General features: G+C 63.0%; 18 protein-coding genes. 10 read left to right on the forward strand and 8 right to left on the reverse strand.

The genetic code is table 11. The annotated features are described in order from the left end of the window. From C8264_RS22360 to C8264_RS08885, 7 genes are all read right to left on the reverse strand, one after another. On the reverse strand, window positions 1-181 hold a 181-nt coding region (locus C8264_RS22360; protein WP_205245649.1), incomplete at its 3' end, for a hypothetical protein. A gap of 194 nt (window positions 182-375) precedes the next feature. Continuing rightward, a complete protein-coding gene (locus tag C8264_RS08860) occupies window positions 376-1,629 on the reverse strand; it encodes a D-amino acid dehydrogenase (RefSeq protein WP_108460632.1) in 1,254 nt (417 codons plus the stop codon). A 41-nt stretch (window positions 1,630-1,670) separates the two neighbouring features. Continuing rightward, a complete protein-coding gene (locus tag C8264_RS08865) occupies window positions 1,671-2,552 on the reverse strand; it encodes a DMT family transporter (protein ID WP_108460633.1) in 882 nt (293 codons plus the stop codon). A 17-nt stretch (window positions 2,553-2,569) separates the two neighbouring features. Beyond that, the gene (locus tag C8264_RS08870) at window positions 2,570-3,772 is read right to left on the reverse strand and encodes a pyridoxal phosphate-dependent aminotransferase (protein ID WP_108460634.1); all 1,203 of its coding nucleotides are present in this window, start codon (window positions 3,770-3,772) and stop codon (window positions 2,570-2,572) included. Between the two features lie 56 nt (window positions 3,773-3,828). Continuing rightward, window positions 3,829-4,284, reverse strand: a complete 456-nt coding sequence (locus C8264_RS08875; RefSeq protein WP_108460635.1) for a hypothetical protein — start codon at window positions 4,282-4,284, stop codon at window positions 3,829-3,831. A 22-nt stretch (window positions 4,285-4,306) separates the two neighbouring features. Beyond that, window positions 4,307-5,893, reverse strand: coding sequence for a zinc-binding metallopeptidase family protein (locus C8264_RS08880; protein ID WP_108460636.1), 1,587 nt, complete (start codon window positions 5,891-5,893; stop codon window positions 4,307-4,309). 155 nt (window positions 5,894-6,048) lie between these two features. Beyond that, the gene (locus C8264_RS08885) at window positions 6,049-6,687 is read right to left on the reverse strand and encodes a TetR/AcrR family transcriptional regulator (RefSeq protein ID WP_108460637.1); all 639 of its coding nucleotides are present in this window, start codon (window positions 6,685-6,687) and stop codon (window positions 6,049-6,051) included. Between the two features lie 233 nt (window positions 6,688-6,920). On the opposite strand from C8264_RS08885, the gene C8264_RS08890 reads away from it, so the two are divergent. From C8264_RS08890 to C8264_RS08920, 7 genes are all read left to right on the forward strand, one after another. Then, complete coding sequence (locus C8264_RS08890; RefSeq protein WP_108460638.1) at window positions 6,921-7,835, forward strand: polysaccharide deacetylase family protein; 915 nt, start codon at window positions 6,921-6,923, stop codon at window positions 7,833-7,835. 68 nt (window positions 7,836-7,903) lie between these two features. Continuing rightward, window positions 7,904-8,740, forward strand: a complete 837-nt coding sequence (locus C8264_RS08895; protein ID WP_108460639.1) for an ABC transporter substrate-binding protein — start codon at window positions 7,904-7,906, stop codon at window positions 8,738-8,740. A 32-nt stretch (window positions 8,741-8,772) separates the two neighbouring features. Beyond that, entirely contained in the window at window positions 8,773-9,618 is an 846-nt protein-coding gene (locus tag C8264_RS08900; protein WP_108460640.1) for an amino acid ABC transporter permease, read from the forward strand. Then, on the forward strand, window positions 9,615-10,400 hold the full coding sequence (locus C8264_RS08905) for an amino acid ABC transporter ATP-binding protein (RefSeq protein ID WP_108460641.1): 786 nt from the start codon (window positions 9,615-9,617) through the stop codon (window positions 10,398-10,400). Before C8264_RS08900 ends, C8264_RS08905 begins: the two co-directional genes overlap by 4 nt. A 44-nt stretch (window positions 10,401-10,444) precedes the next feature. Next, entirely contained in the window at window positions 10,445-11,620 is a 1,176-nt protein-coding gene (locus C8264_RS08910; protein WP_342748691.1) for a hydantoinase/carbamoylase family amidase, read from the forward strand. Beyond that, on the forward strand, window positions 11,592-13,229 hold the full coding sequence (locus C8264_RS08915) for a 5-guanidino-2-oxopentanoate decarboxylase (RefSeq protein ID WP_245893004.1): 1,638 nt from the start codon (window positions 11,592-11,594) through the stop codon (window positions 13,227-13,229). The genes C8264_RS08910 and C8264_RS08915 overlap by 29 nt, the downstream gene beginning before the upstream one ends. Further along, window positions 13,226-14,695: an aldehyde dehydrogenase family protein gene (locus C8264_RS08920; RefSeq protein WP_108460644.1), complete on the forward strand. Its 1,470-nt coding sequence runs from the start codon at window positions 13,226-13,228 to the stop codon at window positions 14,693-14,695. The genes C8264_RS08915 and C8264_RS08920 overlap by 4 nt, the downstream gene beginning before the upstream one ends. Here C8264_RS08920 and C8264_RS08925 read toward each other — a convergent pair. Next, the gene (locus C8264_RS08925) at window positions 14,637-15,581 is read right to left on the reverse strand and encodes a LysR substrate-binding domain-containing protein (protein ID WP_162783533.1); all 945 of its coding nucleotides are present in this window, start codon (window positions 15,579-15,581) and stop codon (window positions 14,637-14,639) included. The two genes, C8264_RS08920 and C8264_RS08925, sit on opposite strands and share 59 nt — an antisense overlap. A 93-nt stretch (window positions 15,582-15,674) precedes the next feature. Between C8264_RS08925 and gabT the strand changes: the two genes are divergently transcribed. The 3 genes from gabT to C8264_RS08940 are packed head-to-tail and all read left to right on the forward strand — an operon-like array spanning window position 15,675 to window position 19,624. Continuing rightward, window positions 15,675-16,952 carry a 4-aminobutyrate--2-oxoglutarate transaminase gene (gene gabT / locus C8264_RS08930; RefSeq protein ID WP_108460646.1) on the forward strand — a complete coding sequence of 426 codons (1,278 nt, stop codon included), beginning with the start codon at window positions 15,675-15,677 and terminating at the stop codon, window positions 16,950-16,952. Between the two features lie 8 nt (window positions 16,953-16,960). Next, window positions 16,961-18,403, forward strand: coding sequence for an NAD-dependent succinate-semialdehyde dehydrogenase (locus C8264_RS08935; RefSeq protein WP_108460647.1), 1,443 nt, complete (start codon window positions 16,961-16,963; stop codon window positions 18,401-18,403). Between the two features lie 27 nt (window positions 18,404-18,430). After that, entirely contained in the window at window positions 18,431-19,624 is a 1,194-nt protein-coding gene (locus tag C8264_RS08940) for an alanine racemase (RefSeq protein ID WP_108460648.1), read from the forward strand. The last annotated feature ends 39 nt before the right edge of the window (window positions 19,625-19,663 follow it).

A 19,663-nucleotide genomic window follows, 5' to 3' on the forward strand; every position in this document is an offset into this window, starting at 1 on the left:
TGCGACCGGCACTTGACCAGGCCAAATCCGAAAACCCCATAGCGCAGCGTGTGCGGACCGCGGGTTCCTGCATGGGTGGCTTTGCGACGCCAAGCGGCATCCCAAACCCTTCACCTTTCCGGCCGTTGCCATAGGAATGGACGTAAACCGAAAGCAGACCTTTTTTGCGCAGCTTGCCCATCGTAAGCCTGATCGGTAGACGGCGACCAGCTACCTCCAACCAAGGTTTCCGGCTGCATGTCGTCAAGCGTCCCGCGTGAGCGTATCCGCTCAACTCAAACACGGCCGCTGAAGGGAGAGGGAAGCGAAAGAACGTTAACTGTGAAGCCATCTGGGCCGGCAAAGGAGAGGTGGGCAGTACGCGCGCTGCAATGATTAGGAGTAGCGATCGATCGACAGGTCGGACGCTTCTATGTCGGGCTGACGTTGCGAGATCAGGTCGGCCACAATACGGGCGCTGCCGCATGCCATGGTCCAGCCCAGCGTACCGTGGCCGCTGTTGATCATCAGCTTTGCTATCCGCGTCGGGCCGATGATCGGCGTACCGTCAGGTGTCATGGGGCGCAGGCCGGTCCAGAAGTGGGCATCTCCGGTGTTGGCAGCGCCTGGAAAGAGTTCATCGACACAATGGGTGAGCGCGGCGCGCCGGCGCGGGGGCAGGTCGGTGCTGTAGCCGGATAATTCCGCCATGCCGCCGACGCGAATGCGGGATCCCAGGCGCGTGACGGCAATCTTGTAGGTTTCGTCGAGCACGGTGGAGACCGGTTCCGTTGCGGGGCCGACGAGGTCGGCCGTTATGGAATAGCCCTTCACCGGGTAGATGGGTAAGCGAAGGCCGATGGTTCGAGCCAAGGTCGGCGAGAAGCTACCCGCCGCGAGCAGGTAGCTGTCTGCAGTCAGCCGGCCGGCGCTGGTCCTGACGGCGGAAACCGCCCCTCCATCGATCTCGACAGCATCGATCGTGGTGCCGAAGCGGAAGGTGACGCCCCGAGCGCGGGCGAGGTCCGCCAAGGCCTGGGTGAAAAGCAGACAGTCACCGGTCTCGTCGCCGGGCAGCCGCAGGCCGCCCTCAATGCGGGCCGCGCTTTGCGCAAGGCCCGGCTCCGCCGCCTCGCAGCCGGCGCGGTCCAGCATCTGGTAGGGGACGCCATACGCGGCGAGGACCTCGGTATCCTTATGCGCATCCTCGAGCTGCTTGCGGGTGCGGAAAAGCTGTAGCGTGCCCTGCGTTCGACCCTCATAGCGGATGCCGGTATCGGCACGCAGTGCCATGAGGACGTCGCGGCTATATTCGGCGATGCGGACCATGCGCGCCTTGTTGATCGCATAGCGATTGGACGTGCAATTGGTCAGCATCTGCATCATCCAGCGATACATGGCTGGGTCTGCGGTGGGACGGATGATGAGGGGTGGATGCTCCATGGTCATCCAGGTCAGCGCCTTGCGCAGAACGCCCGGAGCGGCCCAGGGCGAGGCATAGCCTGGAGAAATCTCTCCGGCATTGGCAAAGCTGGTTTCCTGCGCGACGGAGGGACGACGCTCCACCACCTCGACCTCATGCCCCTGCAAGGCAAGATAATAGGCCGACGTGACGCCGATGACCCCACCACCCAGAACCAATATCTTCATCTCGTCACCTTGCAGTTCGCCGGTTGGCTGTGTCTTCGCCTTTAAGCCCGCTTCGCCGGCCGGAGCAGATTGCCGGAGATCAGTCCGCCAAGGACGATCAGTGCGGAGCCAAGCACTTCGTTGGCTGCCGGCACCTCCCGCCAAAAGAGGTATCCAAAGGCGATCGAAATCACGACGGCTGAATACCGAAAGGGTGCAATGGTGCCGAGCGAAGCCATGCGCATGGCGCTGATCAGCAGGAGATTGCCGATGCACACGCAGATGCCGGTTCCCGCTATCAGCAGCCAGTCGCCGCCCCCAATGGCCACCCAGCCGCTGCCAAGAAGATCGGGAATGCTGATAAGCGGCAGCGCCAGGGTTGAGACGAGGGCGATCCAGGTGCTCGGAATGGTGTGGGCCGTACCCCGCGTGACGAGGTCGCGGAGCACCATCATGGCCGCAGCGCCTCCGGCCGAAAGCAGCGACGCATCTGCCGAGACAGCGGCGATATTGGTTATGGCAAGAACCCCGATCATGCAGATGGCAAGAGCCACCCATTGCCGAACCGGCAGGAGATCGCGGAAGACGAGCACGCCGGCGAGCGTGGCAAGCACCGGTACGCTCTGGATAAGTGCGGTCACCGTGGCGATGGGCATGACCATCAGGGCATGGACGAAGAGCAGGCTCGCAGCTGCGTCGCAGAAGGCTCTTATCAGCACGAAAGGATGCAGAATGCCCCGCCAATGCCACGGCTCCCGGCTCCACCATCCGATGCCGAGGAGCATCAGTCCTCCCACAATGCCGCGCAGGACCATCAGCTGACCAATGGGCATGCCCGCGCCCGCGAACTTGAGCATGACGTCGTTGAGCGTGAACAACGTCATGGCAGAGCAGATCAGCAGCGCGCCACGAAGGGTTTGCGCGCCGGCGGCGGCGGTAGACATGATCGATTTCCGCTGGATTATGCCGACGTCATGGAGGCGACGAGATACTCGGCGAGCCGGTCAGTTGCCGTTCGCAGGACGTCGTGATCGCCGGCGAAGCACAGGCGGAAGAAACCTTCTCCGCCGGGTCCGAAGGCCGAGCCGGGCGCCAGACCCACACCGGTATGCGCCAGAATGGTCTTGGCGGTTTCGGTGGAGTTGCTGACCCCGGCAATGCGGAAGAAAAGATAGAAGGCGCCTGGTGCCGCGAACTCGATGCCGGATATCTTGGCGAGGCGGGCGGTCACTATCTCCCGACCGATCCGCGCACGGTCGAGCAGCGCTCCGAGCGCGTCTTCCCCCTGGTCGAGCGCGGCGATAGCCGCGCGCTGCATGAATACCGCGGAGCCTGAGGTCGAGTACTGAATCAGGTTCTCGATCGGCCCAGCCAACCCGGACGGCGCTTCCAGCCAGCCGATGCGCCAGCCCGTCATCGCCCAGTTCTTGGAAAATGTGTTCACGAACAATACGCGGTCGTCCGGTTCGATAAGGCTATGGAGGGACGGCGTCGTCATCGCGTCGGTATAGCTGAACCGACCATAGACCTCGTCGGCAATGATCCAGAGCGCGTGCCGGCGGGCGAATGCGAGAAAAGCCGTCAGATCGTCAAGGCTCGCCGTCCAGCCGCTCGGGTTCGAGGGGGAGTTCAGGAACAACGCGCGCGAGCGGTCGGTAACCGCCGCTTCGAGATCGTCCAGTTCCAGCTGCCACCCATTGGGCGAGAACCGCTGTTGCACCGGCACGGCCCTCGCGCCGGCGACACGGGTGGCTGCGGCAAAATTGGGCCAGGCAGGAGTGGGCACCAGGATTTCCTCATCGGTGCCGGCGACGAGGCGGATGGCGATCTGGATTGCCTGCATGCCCGAGCCGGTGACGAAGAAACGATCAGCGCCGAAGGGAGAACCGAACAACGAACCGAACAGGCGATCGTGGTATCGCGCCAGGGCCGCTCGCAGGTCGGGAATACCGGCCTGCGGCATGTAGAACGTTTCGCCCCTCTGCAAGGATTGCGTGGCAGCGGTGGCGATGAAATCAGGCGTCGGCTGGTCGCCTTCGCCCACCCATAGCCGGACGATGTCGTCGCGCCCGAAGCCATGCTTCATGACTTCGGCTATGCCGCTCGCCGGCGCGGCGGCGGCGGGGTTGCTGAGGCGGGAAAGCCAATCGACGCGGTCGGGCATTATCTATCCTCTGTTGCAGGCATGGGCGAAAAGCCCATGCCCAAGGCACACGGCCATTACTGGTGATCGTAGGGATTGCCGCGGGTCACGAAAGGCACGATGGAGATTTCGCCTGTCGGGGACTGCCGGTAACCTCTTACGCCCGCGTAAGGAATGGCGTTGTCATCGAGCACTTTTTGCGCCTCGGTTTCCTTGCCCTCCGGAACATAGAGGAAGAAAATGCGCGTGCCGTAATCGGGCAGTTCGTCACCGGCCGCTGAAGCGGCGCGCCATTGCTCGATCTTGGCGAGGTCGATGGTTTCCTCGACATCGCCGATCTCTCGCGTCTTGCCGGCGGCGTCCACGACGACGATGTCGGGATAATAGTCGCCTTGAGGGGTGGGTACTGCGCGCTTCTTGTCCGAGACGTTAGTCAGGGTGACGTATTCGGCCGGCCAGGTCTTCTGACCCGGAAAGGGGAAGCGGTTGGCGGCAACGAAGCGAACAACATCGTCGTGATCGGGTAGGCTCATGGCAGGCTCCTTGAAGATAAGATTAGAGGATTGACCATTCCGGGCCGCGTGGCGTCACCACCCATTCGGGCCAGTTATAATCGACGGGCGCCTGGAAATCGGCGGGAAGCAATGGTGCCACCCATTTCCTGCCGCCGACGCCACCGCCAGTGCGGTCGCGGAACTCTTCCTGGGCGCGGCTGAGGATGGCCGGGTCGGTCAGCAGGTCGATCAGCGTCGTGGAAATCACCTGGGCGGCCTTGGACCACATCGGATCGATGCAGGCCGGATCTCCATTCATGGCGTGGCGAAGCCATTCGGGATAGCGCTTGCCGGAGGCTGGGGGCTTGAGGGTCGGCCGGGCCACGTAAAGGCGCACGGTAGGCGCATGCCAGGTATAGTCGACATAATCGTCCGCAGCATAGTTGAGCTGCCAGGCCGGCAATTGCTGGCGGAAAGCGGCTTCAGCTTCCAGCGGTGGCGTCAGCCGCTCCATTTCGTCGATAAACGGCTCGTCCATCGGCTCATGGCCGAGGTGGCGCTGGCCTTCCCGCGCGAAAGCCTTGGCTTCTTCGGGCCAGACCGGAGCGCCGAGACGGACAAAGTTGCGATAGGTGGCTTCAGCCATGGCATGGTTGGGCAACCCGGCGCGCGTCTTGGTGATCCAGGCGGAACTGACCGTGCAATGGGTCATGGCCGCCACGTGTTCGGCATTGCGGTCGAGAACGGCAAAGGCGGTTTCGCACATTGCCAGCGTGGGCGCGCGCATCGAATACTGAATCTGCGAATAGGCCGGCGCCAGATTGTCGGCTGCGGCTTGTCCTGCCACGGGGATGAATTCATTGAGGGTCCAGGTGCCGGTATGGGGCAGCATGGATTCCTTCATCATCTTGGAATTGGTGTACATGAGGCACACCGCGTCAATGGCGCCGGGGGCCCGCGCGGTAGCATGCGCGTGGGCGACGCTGCCCCCATGCACGGTCTCCTGCCAAGTCTCGGGGTTATCGCACTCGAATGTGTAAATCTTGCTCCAATAGGGGGCGCTGGTCGTATCCCAGAACACGCCATTGGTTAGTGCATTGAAGGAATGCGGGTGGAAGCTCATCGCGGCGTCGAGGCCATCGTAATAGCCGTGCGCGGCGTGTACCGGCTTGGATCCGCACATCTTCTCGGCCGGTTCGCCGAAAAAGACCAGGGTGCCCCCAATGCCATGGGTTTCCATCGCGCCCTTGGCTGCCATGAATCCGGCGAAGGAGCCGATGCCCAGCGCTGAATGTGGATCGGTATGGCCGGCGGCATGCTTGGTCGTACCGGGGCGCGGCGCCCGGAAGGGCTGGGCGACCTGAGACTGGCCGGGCACGGCGTCGTATTCTGCATAACCGGCCAGAGTAGGGCCGGAACCATTGCTCCAGCGGGCACAAAAGGCGGTGGGCATGCCCGCCGAGCCCTGTTCCACCTGGAAGCCTTCGGCGCGCAGACGATCGACATAGAATTGCGAAGACCGGTATTCCCGCCAGGACGGTTCGTGGAATGACCAAATCGTCTGGTGATCGCGCGACAGGCTGGCATGGTTGGTCTCGAGCCAGTCAATGGCGGACTGCTGGGCAGGGGAGAAAGGATCGTCGGACATGATCTGCCTTGTTCGCGGCCGTGCAGCACCGGTCGCCGCGCTTGCGTGCGGCGCAGATTTTGCGCGGAACTGAAATGCTTTGCCCGCCGCTAGAATGCGAGCAAGCAGAGCCTAAGACAGAAGCGGAGAGCGTGGCAAGCGAAATTTGGAGTCAACTACAAACTTGAGTTTGACTCCGGCAAAACTACGCCGCGCAGCACCAGCCGCAGGTGGGGCAGGGCCGCCTCGCGCATGGCGTCGACGGTCATGCTGCTCGATGTGACAAGCCTGGCCAGTGCTGCATTGCCGATGCCGATCAGCACGTCGCAGAGCACGGACAGGTCAATATCGGGGGCAATGCGGCCACGTTCCTGATAGGTGCGCAGCATGACTATGTATTGGCGGCGGATCACCAGGTCGAGGCGGCGGGCGGTGCGATGGGCCAGTCCATCGGTATCGACGAACTGGGCAGACATGACGACGCGCCAGCTTTCCCGCGTCAGGTGCCGGACGGCCTGATCCGCCAGCAGCTTCTCGAAAGCGATGATGCCGTCGGTGGGGTCGCGAGGCAGCGATTCCAGAAACTGACGTCGTTCCGGAACCGCCGCACGAATATGGCGGAGCGTGATCTCCATGAGCAGGTTGGGCTTGTTCTTGAAGTAGTTATACACCGTGGCCGAGGCGACCGACGCAAGTTCGGCAATGTCCTCGATCTTGGTTTCCTCATAGCCCTGATCACGGAATAGGGTATCGGCGGCGTCCAGAACCTCGGCTGCTCGCCTGGTCTTGTGGCGTTCTCGCAAGCCCTTGGCCATGACAAATCTCCAGTTGCGGTGCTGCCGCAAGATCGCGCACACCCGGTCCGTGCTGCAAGAATGTGCAGCAAGCTCTAAATTTGGAGTTGACACCAAATTTATAGTAACTCAACATGACAGCAACTCGGGTCCCATTCAAGGGCCGGGTCGTCGTTCACAGACTTAGGTTGCTCCTCACGCCCGAGACGGTCCCCGTGTCGGCGAGCGGCAGCGGCTACCCTTCGGAGGCGTGCGTGCTCAAGCTCATCGACAATCCCCCCGCTTGGCCGAATGGCGCCAGATGCGCCGTCTGCTTTGCGTTCGACATGGATGCCGAAAGCCTCCTGCATCTCTATTATCCCGACGATTCCAAGCGTCGCATCACGCTGTCGTCGGCCTTGCGCTATGGTCCGCGTATCGCCGCCCCCCGGCTAGTACGAATCTGGGAGCATTTCGGCATCAAGCAGACGGTCTATGTGCCAGGCTGGTGCGTCGAGACCTATCCCGATGCGGTTCGCATGCTGTCGGATGCCGGGCATGAGATCGGTCATCACGGCTGGCTGCACGAACGGGTCAACCAGCTGACGCCGCAGGACGAAGCCAAGGTTCTGCGCGCCGGCATCGAGGCGATCGAGCGGGTGACCGGAAAGCGCCCGACCGGCTATCGCTGTCCATCGGGCGCCTTCTCCGCGGCAACGCTGGACCTGCTGCTCAAGGAAGGGTTTACCTATGACGCGTCTCTCTCGGGCGATGACGTGCCCTACCTCATCGAGTCCCATCGTGGCTCGCTGATCGAGTTGCCTTCGGACCATGCGCTAGACGACTGGCCGCAATATGTGAATATGCGAGACTTCAATCACATGCTGCCGATCCAGTCGCCGCAGCAGGCCATGCAGGTCTTTCGCTCGGAGTTCGATGCGGCCTGGACCGATGGAGGCCTGTGGTCAGCGGTCTGGCACCCCTTTGTATCGGGCCGCCCGGCGCGCGCGCATGCCATGGTCGAACTCATTGAATATATGAATTCCAAGGGTGGCGTGTGGTTTGCCACCATGGACGAGATCGCACGGCACATCGCCGGTCTGATAGCGAGGGGAGAGTGGACCCCACGCAAGGAGCGCCTGCCGTTCTGGGCAGAGCCGGTCCCCCAGATCGTTCGGCCCGTGGGATAAGCCGGCTCGGCGAGGAAACCCGGCAACCAAGCTCTAAATCAGTCATCTGGATTTCTCAGGAGGGAATCGTGCTCAAGAGCCTTTTGAACATCACCATAGCGGCGAGCGTCCTGCTCGGCACCGCAGTCGCTTCTGCGCAGGACGTGCCGCAGCGCATCGTCGACAAGGGAGCGATCGATGTCGGCATCGAACGGGATCACCCGCCGATGGAATTCATCGATGCCGATAGCGGCGAACTGGTCGGCTTCGACGTCGACCTGATCAATGCCGTCGCCGCCGAGCTTGGCGTAGACGTCAACCAGGTCCATTCCCGGTTCGAGGCGCTCACCCCGAACCTGCAGACCAACCGCATCGACCTGATCATCAGCGGCATGTACGATACGCCGGCGCGGCGCGAAAACTTTGACTTCATCAACTATCTGAGCGCCGGCGCTGTCTTTTATACACTCGACTCCAGCACCGACATCCAGGAGCCGCTCGACCTTTGCGGCAAGGTGGTCACAGCGAACCGCGGGACTTCCTATCCGGACTCAGTCACCAAATGGAGCGACGAAAACTGCGTCGCCGCAGGCCTGGCGCCAATGGAAGTGATCACCGACACCGACATGGCCAGCGAATTCCTCTATCTCAACCAGAACCGCGCGCAGGGTTCGGTCCAGGGCACCGAGGCCATCCCCACAGTGCTTGCCAGTGAAGAAGGACCGTTCCGTACGCTGGGCGGCCCCTTCACGAATGTGTTGCTCGGCATCGGTTTCCGCAAAGACGACACCGAATTGCGAGACGCTGTGTTTGCCGCGCTCGAAGAGGTGTTCGAGAGCGGGGAATATACCGAGATCGTGGCGAAGTGGGGCCTTGAGGCCAGCGCCATTGCCGCTCCTTCCATCAACGCCGGCGAAGCCCCTTAAGGGGCTCGCCACCTCCGAGACTGGAGTAGTCGATGTCCATCGTTGCCATAGACATAGCGCAGATGAAGCGCGCAAAGCCCCGCCATTATGGGCGTTGGCTCGGAGCCCTGGTCTTGCTGCTCTGCCTCGGATATCTCGTTTACGCGTTCGCCGTAGGCAAGATCGACTGGGGCACGGTCGGTAACTACCTCTTCCACCCGCGCATTCTGTGGGCCGTGGGAATGACGATCTTCCTGTCGGTGGTCTCGATGACCATCGGCGTGATCATCGGCACATTCACGGCCCTGGGCAGATCGTCGCGCAACCCGGTGATTTCCTCGATAGCGGCCTTCTATACATGGCTCTTCCGCGGAGCGCCGATCCTGCTGCAACTGCTGATCTGGTATAACCTTGCCCTGATCTTTCCGGTTATCGGCATTCCGGGCATTTGGGAAGCCGATACCGTTCGCATTATGTCGCCACTGGCGGCTGCGTTGATTGCCTTCAGCCTGCACGAGGGGGCCTATACATCGGAGGTCATCCGCTCGGGCCTGTTGTCGGTAGATGCCGGACAGCATGAAGCGGCCAAGTCGATCGGCATGAGCTATGGGCTGGCATTCCGGCGCATCATCGGGCCGCAGGCGCTGCGTATCGTCATTCCCCCGCTCAGCAACGAATTCATCGGCTTGCTGAAGATGAGCGCACTGGCGAGCGTTATCGGCTTCCTCGAGCTTACCGGCACGGCGCAGGACATCTACTACGTCAATACCAAGATCATGGAGATGCTGTTCGTCGCCACCGCCTGGTATCTCGTCGTCGTCTCGATGTTTTCCCTGGGCCAGTTCTGGCTCGAACGGCGCCTGGCGCGCGGCTTCGTCTACGGAGGCAAGCACGGATGAATTCTCCCATCGTATCGGCGCAGCGGGTCAGCAAGCGCTTCGACAAGTTCCAGGCCCTCACCGATGTCAGCATCGATGTGGAAAAGGGCGAGGTCGTCTGCATCGTGGGTCCCTCGGGCTCGGGAAAAACCACCTTCCTGCGGTGTATCAACCAGCTGGAAAGCATCGATGGCGGCAGCCTTTGGGTGGATGGCGAACTGGCTGGGTACCGCGTGGAAGCCGATGTCGTGCATCGGCTTCCCGACAAGGAAATTGCCCGCCAGCGCCATTTGACCGGTATGGTTTTCCAGCGCTTCAACCTGTTCCCGCACCGCACGGCGCTGGAGAACATCATCGAGGGGCCGATTCATGTCCTGCGTCAGCCGCGCAGGGAAGCTCTCGATATGGCGCAAGGTCTGCTGGCGCGCGTGGGTCTTGCAGCCAAGGCAGGGTCTTACCCTTCGGAGCTTTCCGGCGGGCAGCAGCAACGCGTCGCGATCGCCAGGGCGCTTGCGATGAAGCCCAAGCTGATGCTGTTCGACGAGCCGACATCCGCGCTCGACGCGGAACTGGTTGGTGAAGTGCTCGCCGTGATGAAGGACGTAGCGGCCACCGGTATGACGATGGTCGTGGTGACGCATGAACTCAATTTCGCGCGCGAGGTCGCCGACAAGGTGGTCTTCATGTCGGAGGGAAGGGTAATCGAAACGGGGTCGCCGGATCGCGTTCTCACCAACCCCGAGGAAGCCCGCACGCGCTCATTCCTCTCCGCCGTACTCTCCGGCAATTCAGAAGCTGCCTGACTATCATGCCTGGATCCATAAATCCCGATCGTCTTCTTTCGGACATGCGTAGGCTCGCCAGCTTCGGTGCCTACAGTAGCGGTGTACATCGTCCCACGTTCTCCGCGCCAGACATGGCCGCCCGCCACTGGCTGGTGGAGCAGATGCGCGAGGCCGGCCTGGCCGCGGAGATGGATGGCATCGGCAACATCATTGCCCGGAATCCCCGCCAAGGACGTCGCCTTCTGATGGGGTCGCATTCGGATTCGCAGAACCATGCTGGTTGGCTCGATGGCGCGCTGGGTGTGATCTATGCGCTAGAGATCGCCCGCAGCCACATCGAACGCGGCCATGCAGGCGCCATCGATCCGGTGGTCTGGGCAGACGAGGAGGCTCACTATGCCAGCTTTCTGGGCAGCCGTTCGGCCATCGGTGCGCTGGAAGAGAACGAAATCGAGGCGGCCCGGGATGCAACGACTGGTTTGGCCCTGCGCCAGGCACTGGCCGATGCGGGCCTTGCCGGCATGCCCCGCATGCATATATCGGCAGGGGATTATGTGGGTTATATCGAGGCGCATATCGAGCAGGGCGATCATCTGGATTCGGCCGGGCTGCGCATTGGTGTGGTGACCAGCATCGTCGGCATCTACCAGTACCGCATCACCGTCAGCGGCGCGCGCAACCATGCCGGCACCACCAGCATGGAACGGCGGCGCGATGCGTCCCGCACGCTTATCCGCCTGGCGGCACAGATCGATGCACGTATTGCCGAGCTGGCAGCCGAGCGAACGGTATGGACCGTTGGCAATATCACTGTCGAGCCGGGGCAGGTCAGCATCATCCCCGATCGCAGCGACATGCTGCTCCAGGTGCGCGACGCCGATCCGCAGGTTCTGGTCCGTATCGACGCAGCCCTTCGGGAACTGGTGGATCGCTGCGATGGTGGGTGCCCTGTGACGCTCGGCATGACAGCACGAAGCGAGCCGCATCGCATGGACGAAGGCATGCGGGAGGCGTTGCGCACAAGCGCCGAGCAGCATGTGCCGGGAGATTGGGTGGATATGCCCAGTGGTGCCGGACATGATGCGCAGATTCTGGCCGGCGTGATGCCGGCTGCCATGCTGTTCGTGCCCAGTATCGGCGGCATCAGCCATCACTGGACGGAGAATACAAAGGACGAGGACATCGTCCTGGGCTGCCAGGTGATGGCCGATGCCGCTTACCGACTGCTGGCGGGCTAATCCAATGCGTCCACTCGCGACTTTTCTCTGTGAATTGCTGGAAGCCAACGATGTCGAGTTCGTCTTTGGCATTCCGGGCGTGCATACCGTCGAGCTTTATCGCGGCCTCGGTGGTACCAGGTTGCGTCATGTGACGCCCCGGCACGAACAGGGTGCCGGCTTCATGGCCGATGGCTATGCCCGCGTCAGCGGCCGACCCGGGGTCTGTTTCGTCATCACGGGACCCGGGCTGGGCAATATCGCCACTGCGGTGGGGCAGGCATATGCCGACTCCGTCCCGATGCTGGTGATTTCCACCGTCAATGCGGTGGGTGAAATAGGGTCCGGCCGCGGCCACCTGCACGAATTGCCGCATCAGAGACAATTGCTGGCCCAACTGACCGCCTTCAGTCGCACCATCCTGGCGCCGACAGACCTGCGGCCCGCGCTTGCCGAAGCGTTTTCCGTATTCGCTGCGGGTCGCCCGAGGCCGGTGCATATCGAGATCCCCATCGACCTGCTGACGGTCGACACTGAAGATCTCGGTCCCGCCAGACGCTTCGTTCTGCCCGGCCAGCCGGCGCCAAGCCCCGATGCAATCATGCGGGCTGCCGCGCTGTGCCGCAGCGCCGTCAAGCCACTGATCATCACCGGCGGTGGCGCCACGCGCGCCGCCGCGTCGGTGCAGCGACTGGCCGAGGCGCTGGATGCGCCGGTGCTGATGACGGCGAATGGGCGGGGCATCATGCCCCCTCACCACCCGCTGGGCGTGTCCTTGGCAGCGGGCAGCGTCGGCGCCGTGTCGCTCATGACATCGTCGGACCTGATCCTGGCGCTGGGCACCGAGCTCGGACCGACCGATTTCGAAGCGGTGCTCGATGGGCCTGGCGCGCCGTCGGCGCCGGTGATCCGTGTCGATATCGATCCGCTGCAAATCCAGCGTGGCCTCGCGCCGGCTGTTGCTATCCTTGCAGATGCTGGGCTGGCCACGGATGCTCTTGCTGCGCAGATAGCTCGTGGCGCCAGGGACGGCGCGAAGCGGGCCGCCGAAACACGCGACAATGCTATGGCGGGAAACGATGCAAGGCAGGTGCGAACGCTGGGAATGATGGAGGCGGTACGCGATATCGTTCCGCATGCCCTGCTGGTGGGCGATTCGACGCAGCCGGTCTATGCAGGCCTGCAGGGATTCGCCGCTGCCTCGCCCAACAGCTTCTTCAGTTCGGCGACAGGCTTCGGCACGCTCGGCTACGGTCTTCCCGCCGCCATCGGTGCAGCCCTGGCCGCACCGGCGCGCCGTGTATTCGGCATTGTGGGCGATGGCGGATTACAGTTTTCACTGGGTGAGCTGGGCAGCGCCACTGAGCTTGGGATGCCGCTCACCCTTATCGTCTGGAACAACAGAGGCTACGGCGAAATCAAGTCCTTCATGCAGCGGGCAAATATCGAGCCTCTGGGTGTCGATATTCTTACACCGCAATTTTCGGCTTTGGCCCATGCCTATGGCTGGTCGTATCGTCTCGTGCGCTCGCCACAGGCCTTCGCCGATGCGCTCGAGCAGCCTCCGGCAGTGCCGCTGATGATCGAGATCGAGCAGGACGCCTTCTTGAGCAGCGTGGATGGAGCATGACCAGTCTCGTAGCTGAACGGCAGCTCTTTATCGGCAATCATTGGCGCGACAGCAGCGATGGCGGGGTGATAAGCATCGTCCAACCTGCAAGCGGAACGACAATGGGAACCGTCGCCTCCGCCACTCGTGACGATGTAGACATGGCGGTTTCGGCAGCGCATCGCGCCTTTGCGGATTGGTCGCAAAGCGCGAGCGAAACGCGGGCGCATGCGCTGGACGCTATCGCCGACCACCTCGAAGGGCGGCGGGCGGAGCTCGTCGAGAGAACGGCCCGCAATAATGGCAAGCCAATTGCCGAGGCGGAGGCCGATCTGGACGACGCCGTGGCCTGCTACCGGTATTACGGCAGGCTCGCCGCGGATGGCTTGCCGACTGTGCCGGTCGAGGCGCCCGCGGGTTGCAGCGTGCGCAAGGAAAGACTTCCCCTGGGCGTTGCTGCCCTGATCGTCCCGTGGAATTTTCCTCTGACCACGGCCGCATGGAAGGTGGCGCCGGCCCTGGCGGCGGGATGCACGGTGGTGCTCAAGGCTTCAGAAGTGACACCCTTTGCCGAACTTGCCCTGGGCTCGGCGGCGCTGGCGGCCAAGCTTCCCGAGGGCGTGGTCAACATCGTGGTGGGGGGTCCCGAATGCGGCGCGCATCTCACCCAGCATGCTCTTGTCGGCAAGATATCCTTTACCGGCAGCAACACGGTGGGCGAACGCGTGATGCGCGCGGCTGCCGAGCGCGCCGTTCCGGTGACGCTGGAGCTCGGTGGCAAATCGCCGATCATTGTCTGCGCCGATGTCGATCTGGACTGGGCCGCCGACATTGTCGCGGGATCGATCTTCACCAATTGCGGGCAGGTCTGCTCGGCCACGTCCCGATTGGTGGTCGAAGCTGACATCGCCGAAGCGCTGCATTCGAGGCTGGTTGCACGTGCCGAGGCGCTGGTGATGGGTGATCCACTCGATCGATCCACCACACTGGGTCCGCTTACCTCGGCCGCCCAGCTCGCCAAGGTGGAGCAGTATTTTGCCATAGCGGCGGAAGAGGGCCTGCGAAGGCTGACAGGCGGCACTCGGGTGTCGGGGCCCGGACAGTTCGTGACGCCGACCATCTATGCCGATGTGCCACCGACCAGCCGGCTCTGGCGGGAGGAGATCTTCGGCCCGGTGCTGGTGACCGCCCGGTTCAGCTTTACGGCGGAAGCGCTGGCCCTCGCCCAGGACACGTCTTTTGGCCTGGGCGCGACCGTCCTCTGCGGCGATGGTGAACGCGCCGCGCGCATGGCCGCCGCATTGCGGGCGGGCAATGTGTGGGTGAATACGGGGCAGGTCGTTTTTCCCGGCGGAAGTTGGGGTGGATTCGGCGCGAGCGGCTTCGGGCGGGAGCTCGGCCTTGCAGGACTCGAAGCCTTTACCAGCGTCAGGCAGACTCTGGCACCGAGCCAGTGGACGGCGCCTCGTCCATCATCTCGGCCCTGAGCCAGCCCGCGAACCGGCGTATGCGGTGGTCATTGCGCATCCGGGCTGCCACCAGCAGATAGTAGCCGCCCAGGTGAATATCGGTATCGAACAGTTCGACCAGCGCGCCATCGGCCAACTCGCGTGCCGTCATCAGGCTCGTGACCAGCGCAATGCCCTGACCGGCCATCGCCGCATCATATCCGAGATTGGCATCGGACAGGCGCGGGCCGCGCAGGCGCGCTGTGGGCGATCCAGCCGCCGCCAGCCAGGCACTCCATTGCTTGTGGCTTTCCTCATGGATCAGTGGGAATGCGGCGAGATGTTCAATAGCCTCGGGGCGGCCATTAAGGGCAAGCCAGCCGGGTGAGACAACGGGGAACATCCTGGGGCGCAGCAGGGGGATTGCGCCGGCCGGCAGGGCGTCAAAATCGCCAAAGCCGATCTGGATGTCGGCCTCGGCTGCGACAAAATCGGGAACCTCGTCCGTTGCGCGCATGACGATGTCGGTTTCGGGGAGAATATCGACAAGCATGGACAGGCGGGGCGTGAGCCATCGTGTGGCAAGTCCTGGAATACACCAGATCCGCAACACGCCGCCGGGATGGCGGGGGCGAAGCTCCGTCGTGGTTTCCCCGATAATGGCGAAGGCCTTGCCGACGCTGTCGAAAAGCGTCCGTCCCGCGTGTGTCGGCTTTACTCCGCGGGGTCCGGTCTCGACCAGCTTGGTGCGCATCCAATATTCTAGATTGGCGACATGGCGGCTGATGACCGTGTGAGAGACGCCGATCTCCTGCGCCGCAGCGCGCATGCTGCCGCATCGTACGGCGGCCTCGAAGGCCTGGAGCATGATGAAGGGGGGCAGGGGGCGAAACGAGCTCGCCTCGGTGGAGCGATTGGTGGGCATGTGGTGCATTCTACGCACCACAGTGGTCGAAGGCAAACGGCTGTTGAGCGGTTTGGCCCGACGATAGGTTTCCAGCAAACCGGAGACCATTCCATGCTCAATTCATCGCTCCATACCCGTCGCCAGGCCGCACTGCCGCGCGGTCTAAGTTCTGCAGTCCCGTTCTATGCCGGCCGGGCCGAAAATGCCGAGCTTTGGGACGAGGAAGGTAACCGCTACATCGATTTTGCCGGCGGCATCGCCGTGCTCAACACCGGTCATCGGCATCCCAAGGTCGTCGCGGCCATTGCCGCGCAACTCGAGCGCTTCACCCATACTGCATTTCAGATCGTGCCCTATGCGCCCTATGTGGAGGTCTGTGAGCGGCTCAACGCCATGGCGCCAATCTCGGGACCGGTGAAATCGGTCCTCTTCTCTACCGGGGCCGAAGCGGTGGAGAATGCCGTCAAGATTGCGCGCGCCCATACGCGGCGCCCCGGCATCATCGCCTTTGCCGGCGCATTTCATGGCCGGACCAATTTCACGATGACGCTCACCGGCAAGGTTGCCCCCTATCGGCAGAAGTTCGGCATCGGTGCGCCGGGAGTCTTCCACCTGCCGTTTCCCGCGCCCAGCCACCGCGTCTCGGTCGAGGATAGTATGCGTGCGCTCATGCAGGTCTTCCGCGCCGATATCGCTCCCGAGGACGTCGCTGCCATCATCATCGAGCCGGTCCAGGGCGAAGGCGGCTTCCTGCCGGCGCCCATCGAACTGCTGCAGCAGCTGCGCTCCATCGCCGACCAGCATGGCATCCTGCTCATTGCCGACGAAATCCAGACTGGTTTCGCCCGCACCGGCAAGATGTTCGGCATCGAGCATGCCGGTGTGGAGCCCGACCTGATAACGGTGGCAAAGTCCCTTGCCGGCGGCATGCCGCTCTCAGGCGTTATCGGCAAGGCCGAGGTGATGGACGCCGCCGATCCGGGCGGGCTGGGGGGGACTTATGCGGGCAATCCCCTGGCCTGCGCAGCGGCGCTGGCGGTCTTGGACATTATAGCCGAGGAAGGACTGGTCGAGCGCGCCAACCATATCGGCGCCCGCATCAGGTCGACGGTTGAAAAGGTGGCGCAGCGGAACGACGCGGTCGAAATATCCGGTCTGCGCGGTCCCGGGGCGATGGTCGCCTTCGATATTACCAGCGCGGGCCAGCCCGATGCCGGGCTGACGCGAAAGGTCATCGAAGCCGCTCGACGCGAGGGGCTCATACTTCTCTCCTGCGGCGTGTTCGGCAATACTATTCGCATTCTCAATCCCCTGACGATCAGCGACGCCATGCTGGACGAGGGGCTGGGCAAGCTCGAATCTGCCCTGATCGCCGCCATGAACCCGTGAGCACCGCCATGCACCAGCTAGCCAACCGCGCCTTGTTGCGCGACCAGTCCTTCATCAATGGCCGCTTCGTGGGCGAAGGCGCCGACCCGGTGACCAATCCTTCGACCGGAGAGGTCCTTGCTCTCGTGCCAAGCTTCGGCGCAGCGGAAGCGACCGAGGCGGTGGAAGCGGCATCGGCCGCCTTCCCGGCCTGGGCCGCCCTCACCGCCAAGCAGCGCAGCGCGGTGCTGCGCCACTGGTTCGACCTGATCATGCTGCACAGGCAGGATCTGGCCGCCATCCTTACGGCCGAGCAGGGCAAGCCCGTGTCCGAGGCGCTGGGCGAGATCGACTATGCGGCCAGCTATGTCGAATTCTATGCCGAGGAAGCCAAGCGGGTCAGCGGCGAAATCCTGGCTTCGCACCGCGCCGACGCCCGGCTTCTGGTGCTCCGCCAGCCCGTGGGTGTCGTCGCCGCGATCACGCCCTGGAATTTCCCTGCTGCCATGATCACGCGCAAGATTGCTCCGGCCCTGGCAGCTGGTTGCACTGTGGTCGTCAAGCCGGCGCCCGAGACGCCGTTGACGGCTCTTGCCTTGGCCGACCTCGCCCAGCAGGCAGGCTTCCCCGACGGGGCGGTGAATGTCATCACTGGCGACGCCATCAGCATCGGCAAGGTTCTCACAAGCCATCCGGCGGTGCGACTAGTGGGCTTTACCGGCTCTACCGAAGTCGGACGGATCCTGATGGCGCAGGCGGCGCCCACAATCAAGAAGGTGGCGCTCGAACTGGGCGGCAATGCGCCATTCATCGTCTTCGACGATGCCGATCTCGATGCCGCAGTCGATGGCGCCATCCTTTCCAAGTTCCGCAATATGGGCCAGACCTGCGTCTGCACCAACCGCATCTATGCGCAGAGCGGAATCCACGACGCCTTTGTCAAGCGCCTCCAGGAGAAGATCGCCGCTCTCAAGGTGGGCGACGGCTTCGAAGACGGGGTGGTGCAGGGACCGCTCGTCAATGCGGACGCCCTGGCCAAGGTCGAGGCCCATGTCGCTGATGCCCTTGCCAAGGGAGCGCGTCTCGTCACCGGCGGGCAGCGCCACGCGCTGGGTGGCAGCTTCTTCGAACCCACCCTGATCGTAGGCGCGCGAGCCGATATGCTGGTGGCGCAGGAAGAAACGTTCGGGCCTCTGGCGGCCGTCTTCGCCTTCGACACGGAGGCCGATGTGCTCGCGGCTGCGAACGCCACCGAAACAGGGTTGGCCGCCTATCTCTACACGCGCGACAACAGCCGGGTGTTCCGCATGATCGAGGGGCTCGAATATGGCATGGTTGGCGTCAATACGGGACTTATCTCGACCGAACTCGCCCCGTTCGGCGGTATCAAGCAGAGCGGCAATTCTCGCGAGGGCTCCCATCATGGGATCGAGGAATTCACCGAGCTCAGATATGCCTGCATCGGCCTCTGACCGGCAGAAACTGAGAAGGGCTGGAAGATGACAGCTGACGCGCCCCATGCCATTGCCCGTGGCGAGATCGAACTGCCGGTGATGACGCTGGATCGTCCGGTCTGGGAGAACAATCTCGCCGCCATGCTGGACTTCTGTCGGTCCGCTGGAGCGCTGTTCGCGCCCCATGCCAAGACGGCCATGATTCCTTCCCTTGCCATGGATGCTGTCCAGCAGGGCGCCTGGGGCGCGAGCGTCGCTGATGTCAGGCAGGCGGAGTCCATCCTCAAGTGCGGCATTAGCAATGTCATCATCGCCAATCAGGTCGTGGGCCGCACGGCGCTCGACCACCTTGCGGATCTGCAGCGGCAGATGCCGGAGGCAAGCATCGCTGTTTTCGTCGATTCCGATGAAGGCGTTGATCGTCTCGTCGCAGCGGCATTGCGGAACGGGACCCGGTTCCGTGTGCTGCTTGAGATCGGTGGTGGCCGCGCCGGGCTGCGAAGCAGCGACGAAGCCAAGGCGATTGCGGAACGGCTGCTCGGCCTGGACTGCATCACGTTGGTTGGGATTGCCTGCTACGAAGGCTCGGTCGCTTCGGCCGACCACGCCGAAACAGTGTCACGGATCGACGCGCTCCTGGCCATGACAAGCGAAGTCGCCTTCTGGCTCAGGGAACGCGATGCGCACCGCCCAATCATGCTTTCGGCCGGCGGATCGCTTTATTTCGACCTTGTCATCGAGCGCCTCGCCACCACGGCGCAACGCCTCGGCAATGCGGAAATCGTTCTGCGCTCAGGAGCGGGGATATTCCACGACCACGGAATCTATCAGATAGGGGTTGAGAAGATGCGTCAGCGCAATCTTTCCGGCTCGGAGGAATATGCCGGCCATCTCCGGCCAGCCTTGCGTGTCTGGACGGAAATTCTATCCAGACCAGAGCCGAAACTGGCCATAGCCGGCGCCGGCATGCGACACCTGTCCTTCGACCAGGGGCTTCCCGTGGTCCTCAATTGCTACCGCGACGGTAGGATGCTGACCATCCGTCCGGGCGAAGTCAGGATCGTGCGGCTGAATGATCAACACGCCTTTGTTAAACTACCCGAGGACTCGAACCTAGCCGTTGGTGACGTTCTGGAACTGGGTATTTCTCATCCCTGTACAGCAATGGATCGTTGGCGGCAGGTCACCGTGCTGGACCGGAGCGGTATCACCGGTAATCTGGACACGGAATTCGGCTGAAGGCTTTCTCCCGAGCGCGCTTCGAGTCCGATAAAGACG

The sequence above is a fragment of the Devosia naphthalenivorans genome (genome assembly GCF_003056355.1).
Lineage (GTDB): Bacteria > Pseudomonadota > Alphaproteobacteria > Rhizobiales > Devosiaceae > Devosia > Devosia naphthalenivorans.

What these genes read in the sequence shown, in the direction of transcription:
- C8264_RS08860 (WP_108460632.1), bottom strand. Translation starts at nt 1,629, where the DNA reads ATGAAGATATTGGTTCTGGGTGGTGGGGTCATCGGCGTCACGTCGGCC.
- C8264_RS08865 (WP_108460633.1), bottom strand. Translation starts at nt 2,552, where the DNA reads ATGTCTACCGCCGCCGCCGGCGCGCAAACCCTTCGTGGCGCGCTGCTG.
- C8264_RS08870 (WP_108460634.1), bottom strand. Translation starts at nt 3,772, where the DNA reads ATGCCCGACCGCGTCGATTGGCTTTCCCGCCTCAGCAACCCCGCCGCC.
- C8264_RS08875 (WP_108460635.1), bottom strand. Translation starts at nt 4,284, where the DNA reads ATGAGCCTACCCGATCACGACGATGTTGTTCGCTTCGTTGCCGCCAAC.
- C8264_RS08880 (WP_108460636.1), bottom strand. Translation starts at nt 5,893, where the DNA reads ATGTCCGACGATCCTTTCTCCCCTGCCCAGCAGTCCGCCATTGACTGG.
- C8264_RS08885 (WP_108460637.1), bottom strand. Translation starts at nt 6,687, where the DNA reads ATGGCCAAGGGCTTGCGAGAACGCCACAAGACCAGGCGAGCAGCCGAG.
- C8264_RS08900 (WP_108460640.1), top strand. Translation starts at nt 8,773, where the DNA reads ATGTCCATCGTTGCCATAGACATAGCGCAGATGAAGCGCGCAAAGCCC.
- C8264_RS08905 (WP_108460641.1), top strand. Translation starts at nt 9,615, where the DNA reads ATGAATTCTCCCATCGTATCGGCGCAGCGGGTCAGCAAGCGCTTCGAC.
- C8264_RS08910 (WP_342748691.1), top strand. Translation starts at nt 10,445, where the DNA reads ATGCGTAGGCTCGCCAGCTTCGGTGCCTACAGTAGCGGTGTACATCGT.
- C8264_RS08915 (WP_245893004.1), top strand. Translation starts at nt 11,592, where the DNA reads ATGCCGCTTACCGACTGCTGGCGGGCTAATCCAATGCGTCCACTCGCG.
- C8264_RS08920 (WP_108460644.1), top strand. Translation starts at nt 13,226, where the DNA reads ATGACCAGTCTCGTAGCTGAACGGCAGCTCTTTATCGGCAATCATTGG.
- C8264_RS08925 (WP_162783533.1), bottom strand. Translation starts at nt 15,581, where the DNA reads ATGCCCACCAATCGCTCCACCGAGGCGAGCTCGTTTCGCCCCCTGCCC.
- gabT (WP_108460646.1), top strand. Translation starts at nt 15,675, where the DNA reads ATGCTCAATTCATCGCTCCATACCCGTCGCCAGGCCGCACTGCCGCGC.
- C8264_RS08935 (WP_108460647.1), top strand. Translation starts at nt 16,961, where the DNA reads ATGCACCAGCTAGCCAACCGCGCCTTGTTGCGCGACCAGTCCTTCATC.
- C8264_RS08940 (WP_108460648.1), top strand. Translation starts at nt 18,431, where the DNA reads ATGACAGCTGACGCGCCCCATGCCATTGCCCGTGGCGAGATCGAACTG.